Genomic DNA, 13306 nt, shown 5'->3' with positions numbered 1-13306 from the left:
CGTAGCCCATTCACGTGTCGTCCTTCCCCGTGCGGTCGATGGCAGGTTGTCGGTTGTCGTGGCCCGGGCCCGAACGATCGGCGTCCGGGGCCCGGCCGGCCTCCGCGCGGCCCTCCTCCCGGGCGGCGGCCACCGCCCGGGCGTGCTGGGCCGCCCGGCGGCGCCGGGTCGCGATCAGCGCCCACCCGGCGAGGGCGAGCAGGGCGAGCAGGGCCAGCTGCGGCCAGGGCACGGCCCAGACCGCGGCCTGGGCCGTGCTGGCCCGCGGGGGTGGGTCGAGGACCTGGTCGCCGACGGCGACCGGTGTGACGGTCGCGTCCGCGGTGAGCCGGAACAGCGGCGGGACACCCGACATGCATACGGTGGTGGCCAGCTCGCCGCCGGGCAGGATCTCCGGCAGGGCCGTACCCGTCACGGACCGCCGGGCCAGGCCGAACGGCCCGGCCACACCGAGCACGGGCTGTCCGGCGAGCCGTACGTTGCCGGTGTTGCGGACGGTGAACGTGGCGGTGACCGTGCCACCGGTCAGCGGATCGACCGACCCGGTGTGCCGCACCCGGAGGTCCTGGATGGTCAGCGTCGGTTGCAGCTCACCGGTCACCCGCAGGTAGATGCGCGCGCCGACCCGGTGGTCGACGGCGACCTGGTTGCCCCGCGCGTCGCTCCCCACGTCGGTCAGCGAGGCGACGATCCCTCCGGCGTGGTCTCCCGGGGTGGCGTTGCGCGGCACGGTGAGCGTGAACGGCACGTCCAGGCGGGACGCCGAGGGGATGGTCACCGTGCGGCGCGGGAGGCGGACCCAGGAGCCCACGTTGGTGGGCTTCTGACCGGCGGCCAGCAGGTCGAACCCGCCCCGGGTCGTGGTGACCGCGTCGCTGGCGTAGAGGTCGAGGGTGAGCGGGCGGCTGGAGTGGTTCGTGACGCCGACGTAGTCGGTCAGGGTGGCGCCCGGGTCGAGCTTGTAGCCGAACGCCGTCCGGCCGTTCGGTCCACGCGCGGTCGACGGAGCCACGCCCCAGGTCGCGGCGGCGGGCGACGGTGCCGGCGACGGCGACGTCCGTTGCGTTGCCGGCGGGCTGGAGGGGGCGGGTGCGGCCAGCGCGGAGGCAGGTGGTGCGGGGACCACGCCGAGCAGGCCGATCCCGACGGCGATGGTGGCGAGCAGGCGCATTGCGGGGACGGGTCCATTCCTGGAGGTGCGAGGGGAGGTGCGGGGTGGGCGGGTCGCGGCAACGACGCACCCACCCCGCGCGGTCGTCCGGTGGCCAGGCTCACGGCCCGGCCACCGGACGGGTTGGTGCGATCAGATGGCGGTGAGGGTCAGGGTCGCGGTGTAGGTCCCTGCCGCCGTCTCGGTGGGCAGACTCAGCCGCAGGTCCGCGCCGAGCTGTGCGGTACCCCGCCCGGTGCCGTCCGGAGCCGAGCCCAGCACCGCGCTGTTGCCGAGACCGCCGCCGACTCCGACGACGTACGGCGCCACCGCCGCGCCGGGCACCACGCCCTGCCCGTCGGCCTGGGCCAGGACACGCGGGGTCCAGCCGAGGTAGCCGGCGCTGAACGTCGCCCCGTCCGGCCCGGCGAAGTCCGCCGGGATCTGCCCGGAGGCGCTCCACCCCGGCTGGCCGGCGCGGGTGTCGGTCACCGTGACCGGCCGCAGCTCACCGTTGCTCTCCCACCGGTCACCGGCGGCGTTGAGCTGCGCGGGCGGCAGCACCACGGCCCGGTCGTCGGGGTTGACGCTGATCACCAGCGAGCCCTGCGTCTCGGCGATCGACGCGGTGATCGTCTGCGAGGCGCCCGGCTCCTGCGGCGGGAACGCCACCCACAGGATCACCGGCTCACTGGTCGCCACGACCTCGTGGTCGTCGTCGTAGAGCTTGGCCACGTACTCGCAGGCGTTCAGCTCCCGGGTCGCGGTGAACGAGTAACTCGCGCCCGCCTCGCCCGGGATGATGCTCCAGTCGGCCGCGTCCGGGCACTTGCTGAACCAGTGGTAGTGGTCCAGCTCGGTCTGCGGCGTCTGCACCGCGCTGAGCGTGACCGTGTCGTTGGGCTGGTACTCGTCGGCCATCCCGCTGACCGACAGGCTGACCTCCGGTCCGCCGCCGGACAGCTCGCCGACGACGAAGGAGTAGTCGACCGGCCCGGTGCTGACCGTGGTGCCGTTGGTCAGCGTCGCCTCGGCCTGGAACTTCAGCGTGTAGTTGCCCAACGCGCTGAACGCCCAGTTCGAGTGCGCCTGGGTGTGCACCGGCACGTCGATCGCGTCCGGCAGCCCGTCGTCGGAGCGGAACTTGATGATCGGTCCGCCGAACGAGTCCTGGGTGAACAGCGTGACGTTGCCGGGGCCCTCCACGTCGACCAGGCTCAGGCGCACCTTGTCGCCCTCGAACACGCCGGAGTCGAGCGTCGTGGTGTTCCAGCCCGGCCAGAGCAGATCCGGATCCTGCGTCATCGGCAGCAACCACACCTGCGATCCGGCCGGACCGAGAAACGCGAACCTCGAATCGGCCGGCACGGTCATGGCCGACTCCGGCGACGCCTGGAACGTGACGTCCGCCGGGTCCCGCGTCACCGACGGACTGACCGTGTCGTCGTGCACCTTCAACGACAACACACCACCTTCGTAGTGCACATCGACCGCGTCGGTGTGGCCCTTGGACAGCACCACCTTCTCGGCCGCCGAAGCGGCGGTGGGCGCCAGCGCCGTGCCGGTGACCACCACCGCCCCGGCGAGCAGGGCCGCGAAACCGCGAGCCCTCAATGTCGCATTCACACCTCCCCTTTCCACGCCGCGCGGGTCTGCGCGCGGTGGTACACGACGCCCGGTGCGGGCGGCGGTCGGCGCGCGGCGGTGGCCCACACCCGACCGGTGATGGCAACCGTCACCAGGACGCCTTGCGGACACCCGGCAGCTCACCGCGCAGGGCCAACTCCCGGAACCGGACCCGAGAGAGCCCGAAGCGGGTCAGCACACCTCGCGGACGGCCGTCGATCTGATCCCGCGAACGCAGCCGGACCGGGCTGGAGTCGCGCGGGAGCCGGCTGAGCCAGCGGACCGCGTCAGCGCGTACGACCGGACCGGTGTCCGGGTGGGCGATCAGCCGCTTCAGCTCCGCCCGGCGGTCGGCATGCCGGGCGACCAGGTCCTCCCGGCGGGCCTGCCGGTTGCTCAGGCTCTTCTTCGCCATCAGCGGGCCTCGCGGAACTCGACGTGCCGGCGCACGACCGGGTCGTACTTGCGCAGCACCAGGCGGTCCGGGTCGTTGCGGCGGTTCTTGCGGGTGACGTACGTGTAGCCGGTGCCGGCGGTGCTGCGCAGCCGCACGATCGGACGGACGTCGGTCTGCTTGGCCATCAGAGCTTCACTCCCCGGGCGCGCATCTCGGCGACGACCTTCTCGATGCCCTTGCGGTCCACCGTCTTCAGCGCCTTGGCGGTCAGGGTCAACCGCACCCAGCGACCCTCCGACGGCAACCAGTAGCGGTGGCTCTGCAGGTTCGGGTTCCACCGGCGACGGGTGCGCCGGTGCGAATGGGAAACGGCGTTGCCGAAGCTCGGCTCCGCCCCGGTGACGTCACAGCGTCGGGACACGACTCAACTCCTCCTGGTTCGATCAAACGGTAACGACAACGGTTTTCGTTTTTACATCAGCCAATCGGGCACCGTTCAGCCGGGGTCGTTCACCACCTCGACCGACATGGCGGAACCGAGCCGGTAGCCGACGCCGCGCACCGTGGCGATCACTGGCAGGTCGGCGCCGAGCTTCACCCGCAGGCGGCGCACGTGGACGTCGACGCTCCGGGTGCCGGTGAAGGGGTGCCCCCACACCCGATCGAGCAGCTGATCCCGGGTGAACACCCGTCGGGGATGATCGGCGAGGTGCCGGAGCAGGTCGAACTCGCGCCGGGTGAGGAGAATCTCGCGGCCATCGCAGTAGACCGTGCGCGCGTGCGGGACGACTCGCAGGAGGTGCACGTCCCGCGCGGGCGCGGGCTCCGTCCCGCCATCGGCCTGGCGGGCGGCGATGCGACTCACCAGCCGCAGCAGGCGGGTCGCGTCGGCATCGGGAGGTCCCGCCGAGCCCTCCAGCCGGATGGTGACCACCACGCCACCGTCGTCCTCCATCGACACCCCCACCCGCCGCTCGTCTATCACGTGCCTATAATGACAACCGTTTTCAACTCGTGTCGAGAGGATTGTGATGTCGACGTCACCGCTCGCACCCGCCGATCCCGGCGCTACGACGGCCGATACCGGGCCGTCGTTGACCGTGCTCAGCGGCTTCTGGCCGTCCGCGACGTACGCCGTCGCCCGCACGCTGCTGGCGGCGGACCCGGCGCTGCTGCTGGTCCGGCACGACCTCGCCGACCTGGCCGCCGGCACCGTGCACCGGATCGTGCGCGACGCCGCCGGCGTGCTCGAGGACGAGCGGATCACCCTGGCGCACGGATGCGTCTCCTGCACGCTGCGGGAGGACGTGCTGCCCACCCTCGCCCGGCTGGCCCGCGCTCACCCGCACCGTGACCTGCTGCTGATGCTTCCCGAGGTGGTCGAGCCCGAGGCGGTCGCCGCCGTCTGCGCGCACTGTCTCGTCGACGGTGCCCCGATCACCGATCTGATCCGGGTCGACTCCTACGTCACCGTGGTCGACGCCGAGCACCTGCTCGACGGCCTGGCCAGCACCGACGACCTGAAGACCCTCGGCATCGCGGCGGCGAACAACGACGACCGGGCGCTGGCCGACGTCGTGGTGCGGCAGATCGAGTTCGCCGACACCCTCGTCCTGTGGGGCGAGTCCCGCGAGGGCGCGTACGACACCAGTCGCCTGTCGGTGCTGCTGGAACGGATGGCGCCGTGGGCGGCGCAGGTCCGCGTCAACGGTGACCTCGTCGACGCCGGTACGCTGACCCGGCAACTTCGCCACACCCACCGGCACCGGCCGGAGACCCCGGGGATCCTGAACCGCGGCCTGCAGGGCTACACCCTCGGCGCGCACGAGCCGGAGTCCGACTGCGGAGTCGTCTCCGCCGTCTTCCGTGCCCGCCGGCCGTTCCACCCGCAGCGCCTGCACGACGTCCTCGAAGAGGTCAACGCCGAGATGATCCGCTCGCGCGGGTACTTCTGGCTGGCCAGCCAACCCGACACCGTGGTGGCCTGGGAGTTCGCCGGCGGCGGCCTGGCCATGGGTTCTCTCGGGTACTGGCTGGTGAGCCTGCCGGAGCAGCACTGGGAGCACGTCGAGGACCAGCGTCGCCTGGCCGCCGCCCTCGACTGGGATCCCTACTACGGCGACCGGCACCAGCACCTGGTCTTCATCGGCCTCGACATCGACCCCGTCGACCTGCACCGCACTCTCGCCGGATGTCTGCTCACCGACGCCGAACTCGCCGACGGAGAACAGACCTGGCGCACCTACCCCGACCCGTTCGCCGGCTGCTTCCCCCTCGGGGCGGAGGAGCTGACCGACACCGACACCGACACCGACACCGAAGGAGCGCAGCCCGCATGAAACCCGGCATCCACCCCGAGTACCGCCCCGTCGTCTTCCGCGACAAGGGCGCCGACTTTGCCTTCCTCACCCGCTCCACCGCCACCAGCGACCAGACGATCGAGTGGAGCGACGGCAACACCTATCCGGTGATCGACGTTCAGATCTCGTCCGCCAGCCACCCCTTCTGGACCGGGAAGCAACGCCTGCTCGACACCGCCGGCCGCGTCGAGAAGTTCCGCCAGAAGTACGCCCGCCGGGGCCCTCAGCAGTCATGACGACCGAGGCGCGTATCGACTGGGCGGCGCACACGACCCGCCTCGTCGACGCCGCCACGGCCGATCGGGCCTGGTACCAGGCTGTCGCCCGCGAGCTGGTCGCCCCCGGCGACCGGCTCGCGGTCGACGTCGGCTGCGGTGGCGCCGGCATGGCCCTCGCCCTGGCCCGACACATGACCTGTGGCCGGGTCCTCGCCGTCGACGCCGAACCGGCGATCGCGGACGTTGCCCGCGCGCGGATCCACGACGAGTGGGCGGACCCGCGCATCCGTGTCGACGTCGCACTCGTCGACATCGATGACGTCGACAGCCTCGCGGAGACGGTCGGTGGACACGCCGATCTCGTGTGGGCCTCGGGCGTGGTGCACCACCTCGGTGACCAGCAACGCGGCATCGATGCCCTGGCGGCTCTGCTGGCTCGGGGCGGGCGGCTGGCACTCGCCGAGGGTGGTCTTCCCACCCGCCACCTACCCTGGGACCTCGGAGTCGGTGACCCCGGGCTGGAGCTGCGCCTGCACACCGCCGAGGACCGCTGGTTCGCCCGGATGCGCGCCGCGCTCCCCGGCGGCCGGCCCATGCCGTACGGCTGGGACGAGGCGCTGCGCCGTGCCGGCCTGGATCCGGTCACGACCGCCACCACCCTCGCCGAGCTGCCCCCGCCCCTTCCGTCGCCCGAGCGGCGCGCCGTCGTGAACCGCCTCGCCAACCGTGTCGGCCGGCTCCGTGACACCGGTCTGCTCACAGCCTCCGACCTGGACACCTGGGCGCGGCTACTCGACCCGGGTGATCCCCGCTGGCTGGGCGGACGTCGGGACCTGTTCCTCCTCGAGGCGCGTAGCATCCACGTCGGCCGGCGCGGGTGACCGGCCATGTCCGAGACCACGCCGCCCGCCGTCACGCCCCTGCGGGCGATCGGCGTACGCACCACCCGGCAGCGGCAGGCCATCCTCGCCGCGCTGACCGGTCGGACCCACCCGATGACCGCCCAAGCCGTGCACACCGCGCTGACCGGCGCCGGTCACCGGATCGGCCTGAGTACCGTGTACCGCGCGCTGCACCGGCTCACCGAGGTCGGCCTGCTGCACTCCTTCGAGGTGGGCGGGGAACGCGCCTACCGGCGCTGCCCGGACACGCCGCACCAACACCTGCTCTGCGACGACTGCGGCCTGGTCACCGAATGCCCGCCGCACCTGGTGGAGGCGTGGCTCCGTGAGCTACGGGAGGCCACCGGCTTCACTCCGCACGCTGACCGGATCGATCTGCACGGGCACTGCGCGGCCTGCCCCACGTCACCGGAGTCGCCGTAGGCCCGCCCGGATCACCGGGCGCAGGCCGCGCAGGTGCCCATGATCTCCAGAGTGTGGTTGACGTCGGTGAACCCGTGCTCGCCGGCTGTGCGGCGGGCCCAGTCCTCCACCGCCGGTCCGGTGACCTCGACGGTGCGCCCGCAGTGCCGGCACACCAGGTGGTGGTGATGGGTGCGGCTGCACCGCCGGAACAGTTGCTCTCCGGTGGGCAGGCGCAGGATGTCCACCTCACCCGCGTCCGCCAGAGCCTGCAGGGTGCGGTACACGGTGGTGAGGCCCACCCCCGCTCCCCCCGCGCGCAGCTCCGCGTGCAGGCGTTGCGCGCTGCGGAACTCGTCCGAGCGGGCGAGTAGTTCGACCACCTCCGCCCGCTGCCGAGTGTTGCGGACCGCCCCGGGAATCGGATTCGTCGTCATCGGCTGTCAACTCCTCACTGCACCGCCGCCCGTGCCGGGCCATCCACCCGGAGCATCGCGACGGTGAAGGTAACCGGCCGGATCGCCGTGCCCGCGATCCGCGTGACGGCAGGTCAGCGGGGCGGTCCGTCGGCCTCTCGGATGGCGTCGACGACCGCCTGCCAACGGCGCGCTGTCTCGATCGGCCCGATCAGCGCCGGCCGCCCACCCATTGCCACGCCGGTGAGCAGGACAGCGGGCGCCCGGTGGCAGGCGCCGAGACAGTCCGCCCTGATGAGCACCGCGTTACGGCTGGACCGTACGGCTGCACGGAGGGCCTCGATGTGGTCCGGTGGGTCCTCCGGGCCCTCGTGCCGTCCCCGTTCGCGAAGCGCGTGGCAGCGATGGCCGTCGCAGTAGACGACGGTGACACCGCTGGGCGGGGTGGCACTCACCGGTGCTCCTCAGGGCGACGGAACGCCATCAGGACGTGGTCCGCCCGCTGGTGGAGCACCCTAGCGTCGCAGAGCCCGCCTCGCCGCGCGGTGTCGCGGTGCCAGCCGATCGGCGCCACGAACTCCACGCAGGTGGAGCTGGCCAGGGCGGCCGCCCGCGCGCGCCGCAGCGACGCCATCGCCGGTTCGCCGGCCAGCCTGGTCCACCACTCGGCCCAGGGATCGGTCCCCCCGGTCGCCGCTTGCGCCGGCACCACGGACGGAGCGTCCCGCATCGCGTCAGCGACGAGCAACAACCCGCCCGGTCGCAGCAGCTGCCGGGCCTCGGCGTACCACGCACGGACCCGGTCTCCGGGCAGGTAGTGCAGGGTCATCATCGCCAACAGCACGTCGTACGGGCCACCGGCCGGCGCCCGCCACCGCTCGGTGGCGATGTCGACCCGGACGGTACGCACGTGCGGCAACGCGGTGTCGGTCAACGCCAGCAGGACCGGGTCGACGTCCAGCACGGTGACGTGGGCGCCGGGCCACCGCCGCAGCATCGCCTCGGCGGTGGTTCCCGGTCCGCCACCGATGTCGAGGACCCGCTCCGGCGTCCGCCCGTGTGCCTCCTCGACCGCGGCGAGGCCGGTGGCGAGCATCTCGTCCCGGCCCGGTTGGTAGTGCCGCATTGCCGCCTCCCAGTCCCGCCGCCACCGGGCGACGTCGACGCAAGCGGGCATCCTCGACATGGTCAGAGCCGTACCGTCTCGGCGTGATCGTGTTCGTGCAGGTCGCCGAGGTCCCACTCGGGGAAGGGATCGGGCAGGAGCCGCCACCCGGACTCCCCGAGGGCGACCTCCGCGTCGGTGAGCAGGCAGCCGGTCAGGGCCGTCCGCAGCCCGTCGCCGTCGAGCCCGACGCCGATGAGGACCAGTTCCTGCTGGCGGTCCCCGAAGACCGGGTGCCACCGGGACTCCACCTCCGCCCGCTCGGCGGGATCCTCCGGCCACTCCCCCGACACCGCGACCGGCACGCCGGCCGGGTCGCACCGCCCGGACGGGCCCGCCTGCGACCACAGGGCCACCACGTCCGGGCGGCTCGCCAGCCAGAGGAACCCCTTCGACCGCACCACACCGAAGGCGTCCAGGCCGCCGGCGAGCAGCTCCCACAGGCGCCGGGGATGAAACGGCCGATGGTCGCGGAACACGATGCTGGAGATGCCGTACTCCTCGGTCTCCGGCACGTGCTCACCGTTGAGTTCGGCCACCCACCCGGGCGCCGTCTCCGCCCGCTCCAGGTCGAACCGGCCGGTGTGCAGGATCTCCGCCGCGTCGACCCGCCCGTGGACCGTCCGGACCTGCCGGGCGGCCGGGTTGAGGCGGGTCAGCAGTGCCTCCACCACCGCCAGGTCCTCCGGGGACACCAGGTCGGTCTTGTTGACCACCAGCACGTCGGCGAACTCGATCTGGTCGACCAGCAGGTCGGCGACGCTCCGGTCGTCCCCCTCGTACGCGGCCAGGCCGCGCGCCTCGAGTGTCTCGCCCGCCTCGATCCGGGCCAGCAACCCCGCCGCGTCGACCACGGTGACCGTGGTGTCCAGCCGGGCCAGGTCGTCCAGGACCTGGCCGTCCTCGACCCCGAAGGCGAACGTGGCGGCCACGGGCATCGGCTCGGAAATCCCGCTGGACTCGATCAGCAGGTAGTCGAAGCGGCCCAGTCGCGCCAGCCGGGCCACCTCGTCGAACAGGTCGTCGCGCAGCGTGCAGCAGATGCAGCCGTTGGTCAGTTCGACCAGTCGCTCCTCGGTCCGCGACATCGCGCCGCCGTCGCGGACCAGCGCGGCGTCGATGTTGACCTCGCTCATGTCGTTGACAATCACCGCTACCCGCAGCCCGTCCCGGTTGGCCAGGACATGGTTGAGCAGGGTGGTCTTGCCGGCGCCGAGGAAGCCCGACAGCACCGTCACCGGCAGCCGACCGGTCACGGCTGGTCCACCACCTGACGGCCCTTGTACAGGCCGCAGTGCGCGCACGCCCGGTGCGGCACCACCATCTCCTTGCGCGGACAGGGGCAGGAGGTCAGCTGCGGCACGGCCGCCTTCCACTGCGCCCGCCGGTGCCGGGTGTTCGACCGCGACATCTTGCGCTTCGGAACGGCCATGAAAACTCCTTCTGCTCGGTGTCACCCCAGAGTACCGGCATCGGTTTTCGTTTTCATAACCGGCTCCGATCGTCGGCTTGACGCCGACGCTGCCGGCACGGCGGACTGTTCGGTGGAACACATGAACAGCTACGCACCTACGCATATAAATAGAACCAGGAAGCGAGTCACATCGAGGAGGACGACATGAGCACGGGCACCATCCACCCGACCCGTCCCGCCGAGCACCAGCACACGCACGGGCCCGAGTGCGGGCACGTGGGCGTGCGGCATCTCGGGCACGTCGACTTCCTGCACGACGGGCACCTGCACCACGCGCACGACGGGCACTACGACGAGTGCAGCACCGAACGAGATCAGCGGCACGCTCTCGGCACACTGACGCACTGGTCACCGGCGGTAAAGGCGAACCTCGCCTCCACCGACGGTGCCGTCACCGGCGCCGTGGCCGGCTCCGGCTACGGTGGCGAACCGGCGCTGGTGGAACACGAGCGGGTCGGCCCGCCGCAGCACCCGTGCCCGGCGCACGCCGGCCACCACGATCCGGTGGTCGCCGGCCGGATGCTCGGCGACAAAGGTGCACTCCAGGCAGGCGAGCACGTCGTCGATGACCGGCACCCCGTCGCTCGCCCGCCAGTCGACTCCGGCGAACTTGGCGGCGCCGGGGCGGGACAGCGCCGCCGCAACGTCCTGCTGCCCGGCGGCCAGCACGTTGACCGCGAAACACGGCGCGGCACGCACGAGCGGCCAGCTGGTGGAACCGTTCCCGACGCAGAAGCCGACCTGGGCCGGGTCCAGCGACACGGAGAAGAACGAGCCGACCACCAGACCCACCGGGCGCGGTCCGGCCAGGGCGGTGACCGCGACGACACCCGTGGGGAACAACCGCATCGACGCCCGCAGTTCATCACCGGTCACGGTGCCCGGGTCCGGGTCGGAACACGCGGCCCGCCCGGATGGCGGGCGGGCCGAGGTCCCCCGGTCCGGCGCGCTTTCCCGAACGTCGGAACCCCGACGCTGGTCACGCACGGTCGGCGTCCACCGGTGCCGGCGGGGCGACGGCAGCGGAACGACGGGACGGGACGGTGGTCAACGCGACGACGACACCGACCACCGCGGCAGCCGCGGCGACCCAGGCCACCATGGACAACGCGCCGGTGAACGCGATCCTCCCCAGGACGTCGTCCGGGGCGGGCACCTCGCCGGGCCGCCCCGCCTCGACCAGGTCCCGGGCCGGTTCGGAACCGGGAAAGCGGTCCGCGATCCGGGCCGCCAGGACCGCGCCGAACACCGCGACCCCGACCGCGGTTCCCAGCGGGAAGAAGGAGTTGGCCGTGCCGCTGGCCATCCCGGCGCGCCGCGGCGGCACCACGGTCACGGACAGGTTCATCAGCGGCGCGAACAGCAGACCCATGCCGGCACCGATGAGCACCAGGCCGGGCAGCGCGGTCAGCCAGGTGGCGCTCTCGTCGATCCGGGTCAACGGGAGGTATCCGATAGCCATGGCCGCGAAGCCGACGACGACCGTGCCGCGTGCCCCGAGCCGCCGCTGCACCCGGGCCACGGTCAGGCTGCCCACCACGATGGCCGCGGGCAGCGCGACCACCTGGAGCCCCGCGTCGAACGCCGACTGCCCGCGCACACCCTGCAACCACAGCACCAGGTAGGGCATCACGCCGAAGCCGACCGCCCGGGTCAGGAAGCTGAGCGCACCCGCACCGGCGAAGGCCGGCACCCGGAACAGGGCGAGGTCCAGCATCGGATCGTCGGTGCGGGCCTCCACGACCAGGAACGCGGCCAGGCCGGCGAGCGCCACCAGGCCCACGGCCACCGTCCGGGCACTCGCCCAGCCGTTCTCGGTGCCGGAGATCACCACCAGGTTCGTCGCACCGAGGGTGAGCACACCCAGAGCGGTGCCCGGCAGGTCCAGACGCCGCCGGCCGGCCGGATCGTCGGCCGCCAGCCACCGCCGCGCGCCGAGCACGACCAGGACACCGGGGACGAGGTTCACCAGGAAGACCCAGCGCCACCCCAGGCCGGACACCAGCGCACCGCCGATGACCGGCGCGACGGCGGCGGAGACGCCGGCGGTGGCGCTCAACACGCCGATCGCCGCGGTGCGCCGCTCGCCCGGATGGGCGAGAACGAGCAGCGGCACGGCGGCGGCCATGATCAGGGCACCGCCGACACCCTGCACGCACCGGCCGGTGATCAGGCTCACCGCCTCGGGCGCGGCGCCGCACAGCAGCGAACCACAGGTGAACAGCAGGACACCGGTGACGAACACCCGGCGGTGCCCGATCCGGTCGGCCAGCGACCCCCCGGCCAGCAACAGGGCCGCGAACAGCAGCGGGTACGCGTTGACGACCCACTGGAGCTGCCCGAACGAGGCGTCGAGGTCCACCCCGATCGCGCCCAGCGCCACGTTGACGATGGTGATGTCCATGGTGGTCATCGCGGCGGCGACGCTCACCACGAGCAGGGTGCGGCGGGCGTCGGCGGGCTCAGGCGGCGGCAAGGACGACCACCTCCGGCGCTCCGGCGCCCGTCGGCGCCGCCGCGGACCGGCAGCTCAGGCCGGACTCGCGGGAGAGCTGTCCGACGTCTACCGTGTGCCAGTCGTAGGTGTCGCTCACCTCGCGCAGCAGCCGCCCGGCCCGGTACACCCGCCACGTGGTCGTGAACCGCATCGACGTACCGACACCCGGGGTGCCCGACACCCACCACTCGTAGTCGTGGCGGCCGATGGAGTCGCGCACCGACAGCGCGGGTGGGATCTCCCGCGACTGCCGCACACCCATCAACTCGACGACGATCACCCCGCCCGGCGCGAGGCGGTCCCGCAACCGGGACCACAGCCGCCGGCGGGCCGGCTCGTCGAGGTGCCCGGCGACGCCGAACAGCACGGCCGCCGAGATCACCTCCGGCAGGTCCAGGTCCGGTGCCGCACCGTCGACCACCGTGACCCGGCGGCGCAGGTCGTCGTCGGCGGCCACCCGGCTGGTCAGCACGGCCCGCATCACGGCGGACGGCTCGGCGGCCACGATCGCCGCCCCGGGCGCCGCCGCGGCGATGATCTCGGTGACCCGACCGGTGCCGGCGCCGATCTCGACCACCGGCCCGGCCGTCGCGTCGACGCCGGCGAGCGCGGCGGCCAGCGCCGGACCGCTGCTGGCCGCCTGCCGCTCGGCGACGATCTCGTAGAACTCCGCCATCGGGGAGTAGAAGTCACGCACCC

19 protein-coding genes are annotated in these 13306 nt (G+C 72.7%); 4 read left to right on the top strand and 15 right to left on the bottom strand.

Annotation, left to right across the window (positions count from 1 at the left end):
- Positions 1-10: 10 nt before the first annotated feature.
- The 6 genes from O7618_RS05490 to O7618_RS05465 form a co-directional block, all read right to left on the bottom strand.
- On the bottom strand, positions 11-1171 hold the full coding sequence (locus O7618_RS05490) for a DUF916 domain-containing protein (RefSeq protein ID WP_278104864.1): 1161 nt from the start codon (positions 1169-1171) through the stop codon (positions 11-13).
- 132 nt (positions 1172-1303) lie between these two features.
- Positions 1304-2764: a choice-of-anchor M domain-containing protein gene (locus O7618_RS05485; RefSeq protein WP_278104863.1), complete on the bottom strand. Its 1461-nt coding sequence runs from the start codon at positions 2762-2764 to the stop codon at positions 1304-1306.
- A gap of 121 nt (positions 2765-2885) precedes the next feature.
- Positions 2886-3191, bottom strand: a complete 306-nt coding sequence (gene rpsN, locus O7618_RS05480) for a 30S ribosomal protein S14 (RefSeq protein ID WP_278104862.1) — start codon at positions 3189-3191, stop codon at positions 2886-2888.
- A complete protein-coding gene (rpmG, locus tag O7618_RS05475) occupies positions 3191-3358 on the bottom strand; it encodes a 50S ribosomal protein L33 (protein ID WP_018783846.1) in 168 nt (55 codons plus the stop codon). The genes rpsN and rpmG overlap by 1 nt, the downstream gene beginning before the upstream one ends.
- Complete coding sequence (rpmB, locus tag O7618_RS05470; protein WP_216935083.1) at positions 3358-3594, bottom strand: 50S ribosomal protein L28; 237 nt, start codon at positions 3592-3594, stop codon at positions 3358-3360. The genes rpmG and rpmB overlap by 1 nt, the downstream gene beginning before the upstream one ends.
- Before the next feature lie 75 nt (positions 3595-3669).
- Entirely contained in the window at positions 3670-4158 is a 489-nt protein-coding gene (locus O7618_RS05465) for a winged helix-turn-helix domain-containing protein (protein WP_278104861.1), read from the bottom strand.
- Between the two features lie 43 nt (positions 4159-4201).
- Between O7618_RS05465 and O7618_RS05460 the strand changes: the two genes are divergently transcribed.
- The 4 genes from O7618_RS05460 to O7618_RS05445 are packed head-to-tail and all read left to right on the top strand — an operon-like array spanning position 4202 to position 7076.
- Positions 4202-5512 carry a GTP-binding protein gene (locus O7618_RS05460; RefSeq protein ID WP_278104859.1) on the top strand — a complete coding sequence of 437 codons (1311 nt, stop codon included), beginning with the start codon at positions 4202-4204 and terminating at the stop codon, positions 5510-5512.
- Entirely contained in the window at positions 5509-5769 is a 261-nt protein-coding gene (locus O7618_RS05455; RefSeq protein ID WP_278104858.1) for a type B 50S ribosomal protein L31, read from the top strand. The genes O7618_RS05460 and O7618_RS05455 overlap by 4 nt, the downstream gene beginning before the upstream one ends.
- Positions 5766-6632 carry a class I SAM-dependent methyltransferase gene (locus O7618_RS05450; RefSeq protein WP_278104857.1) on the top strand — a complete coding sequence of 289 codons (867 nt, stop codon included), beginning with the start codon at positions 5766-5768 and terminating at the stop codon, positions 6630-6632. The genes O7618_RS05455 and O7618_RS05450 overlap by 4 nt, the downstream gene beginning before the upstream one ends.
- Before the next feature lie 6 nt (positions 6633-6638).
- Entirely contained in the window at positions 6639-7076 is a 438-nt protein-coding gene (locus tag O7618_RS05445; protein WP_278104856.1) for a Fur family transcriptional regulator, read from the top strand.
- An 11-nt stretch (positions 7077-7087) separates the two neighbouring features.
- On the opposite strand, the gene O7618_RS05440 is transcribed toward O7618_RS05445, so the two are convergent.
- The 9 genes from O7618_RS05440 to O7618_RS05400 all read right to left on the bottom strand — a co-directional run bounded on the left by O7618_RS05440 (position 7088) and on the right by O7618_RS05400 (position 13304).
- The gene (locus tag O7618_RS05440; protein ID WP_278104855.1) at positions 7088-7492 is read right to left on the bottom strand and encodes a Fur family transcriptional regulator; all 405 of its coding nucleotides are present in this window, start codon (positions 7490-7492) and stop codon (positions 7088-7090) included.
- A gap of 113 nt (positions 7493-7605) precedes the next feature.
- Entirely contained in the window at positions 7606-7926 is a 321-nt protein-coding gene (locus O7618_RS05435; protein ID WP_278104854.1) for a hypothetical protein, read from the bottom strand.
- Positions 7923-8648, bottom strand: coding sequence for a class I SAM-dependent methyltransferase (locus tag O7618_RS05430; protein ID WP_278104853.1), 726 nt, complete (start codon positions 8646-8648; stop codon positions 7923-7925). Before O7618_RS05430 ends, O7618_RS05435 begins: the two co-directional genes overlap by 4 nt.
- An 11-nt stretch (positions 8649-8659) precedes the next feature.
- Entirely contained in the window at positions 8660-9892 is a 1233-nt protein-coding gene (locus O7618_RS05425) for a GTP-binding protein (RefSeq protein ID WP_278104852.1), read from the bottom strand.
- Complete coding sequence (gene rpmF, locus O7618_RS05420; protein ID WP_278104851.1) at positions 9889-10068, bottom strand: 50S ribosomal protein L32; 180 nt, start codon at positions 10066-10068, stop codon at positions 9889-9891. Before rpmF ends, O7618_RS05425 begins: the two co-directional genes overlap by 4 nt.
- Positions 10069-10197: 129 nt before the next feature.
- Positions 10198-10434 (bottom strand): hypothetical protein, encoded by a 237-nt coding sequence (locus O7618_RS05415; RefSeq protein ID WP_278104849.1) that lies wholly within the window; start codon positions 10432-10434, stop codon positions 10198-10200.
- Between the two features lie 24 nt (positions 10435-10458).
- Positions 10459-10986: a flavin reductase family protein gene (locus O7618_RS05410; protein WP_278104848.1), complete on the bottom strand. Its 528-nt coding sequence runs from the start codon at positions 10984-10986 to the stop codon at positions 10459-10461.
- A gap of 103 nt (positions 10987-11089) precedes the next feature.
- On the bottom strand, positions 11090-12586 hold the full coding sequence (locus tag O7618_RS05405; protein ID WP_278104847.1) for an MFS transporter: 1497 nt from the start codon (positions 12584-12586) through the stop codon (positions 11090-11092).
- On the bottom strand, positions 12573-13304 hold the full coding sequence (locus O7618_RS05400) for a class I SAM-dependent methyltransferase (protein ID WP_278104846.1): 732 nt from the start codon (positions 13302-13304) through the stop codon (positions 12573-12575). The genes O7618_RS05405 and O7618_RS05400 overlap by 14 nt, the downstream gene beginning before the upstream one ends.
- Positions 13305-13306 lie beyond the last annotated feature (2 nt).

This window comes from Micromonospora sp. WMMD980 (assembly GCF_029626035.1).
Taxonomy (GTDB): domain Bacteria; phylum Actinomycetota; class Actinomycetes; order Mycobacteriales; family Micromonosporaceae; genus Micromonospora.
Note: the sequence above shows the minus strand (reverse complement) of the source record. Positions and strands in the feature narration are given on the sequence as shown.

What these genes read in the sequence shown, in the direction of transcription:
- O7618_RS05490 (WP_278104864.1), bottom strand. Translation starts at nt 1,171, where the DNA reads ATGCGCCTGCTCGCCACCATCGCCGTCGGGATCGGCCTGCTCGGCGTG.
- rpsN (WP_278104862.1), bottom strand. Translation starts at nt 3,191, where the DNA reads ATGGCGAAGAAGAGCCTGAGCAACCGGCAGGCCCGCCGGGAGGACCTG.
- rpmG (WP_018783846.1), bottom strand. Translation starts at nt 3,358, where the DNA reads ATGGCCAAGCAGACCGACGTCCGTCCGATCGTGCGGCTGCGCAGCACC.
- O7618_RS05455 (WP_278104858.1), top strand. Translation starts at nt 5,509, where the DNA reads ATGAAACCCGGCATCCACCCCGAGTACCGCCCCGTCGTCTTCCGCGAC.
- O7618_RS05450 (WP_278104857.1), top strand. Translation starts at nt 5,766, where the DNA reads ATGACGACCGAGGCGCGTATCGACTGGGCGGCGCACACGACCCGCCTC.
- O7618_RS05445 (WP_278104856.1), top strand. Translation starts at nt 6,639, where the DNA reads ATGTCCGAGACCACGCCGCCCGCCGTCACGCCCCTGCGGGCGATCGGC.
- O7618_RS05440 (WP_278104855.1), bottom strand. Translation starts at nt 7,492, where the DNA reads ATGACGACGAATCCGATTCCCGGGGCGGTCCGCAACACTCGGCAGCGG.
- O7618_RS05430 (WP_278104853.1), bottom strand. Translation starts at nt 8,648, where the DNA reads ATGCCCGCTTGCGTCGACGTCGCCCGGTGGCGGCGGGACTGGGAGGCG.
- rpmF (WP_278104851.1), bottom strand. Translation starts at nt 10,068, where the DNA reads ATGGCCGTTCCGAAGCGCAAGATGTCGCGGTCGAACACCCGGCACCGG.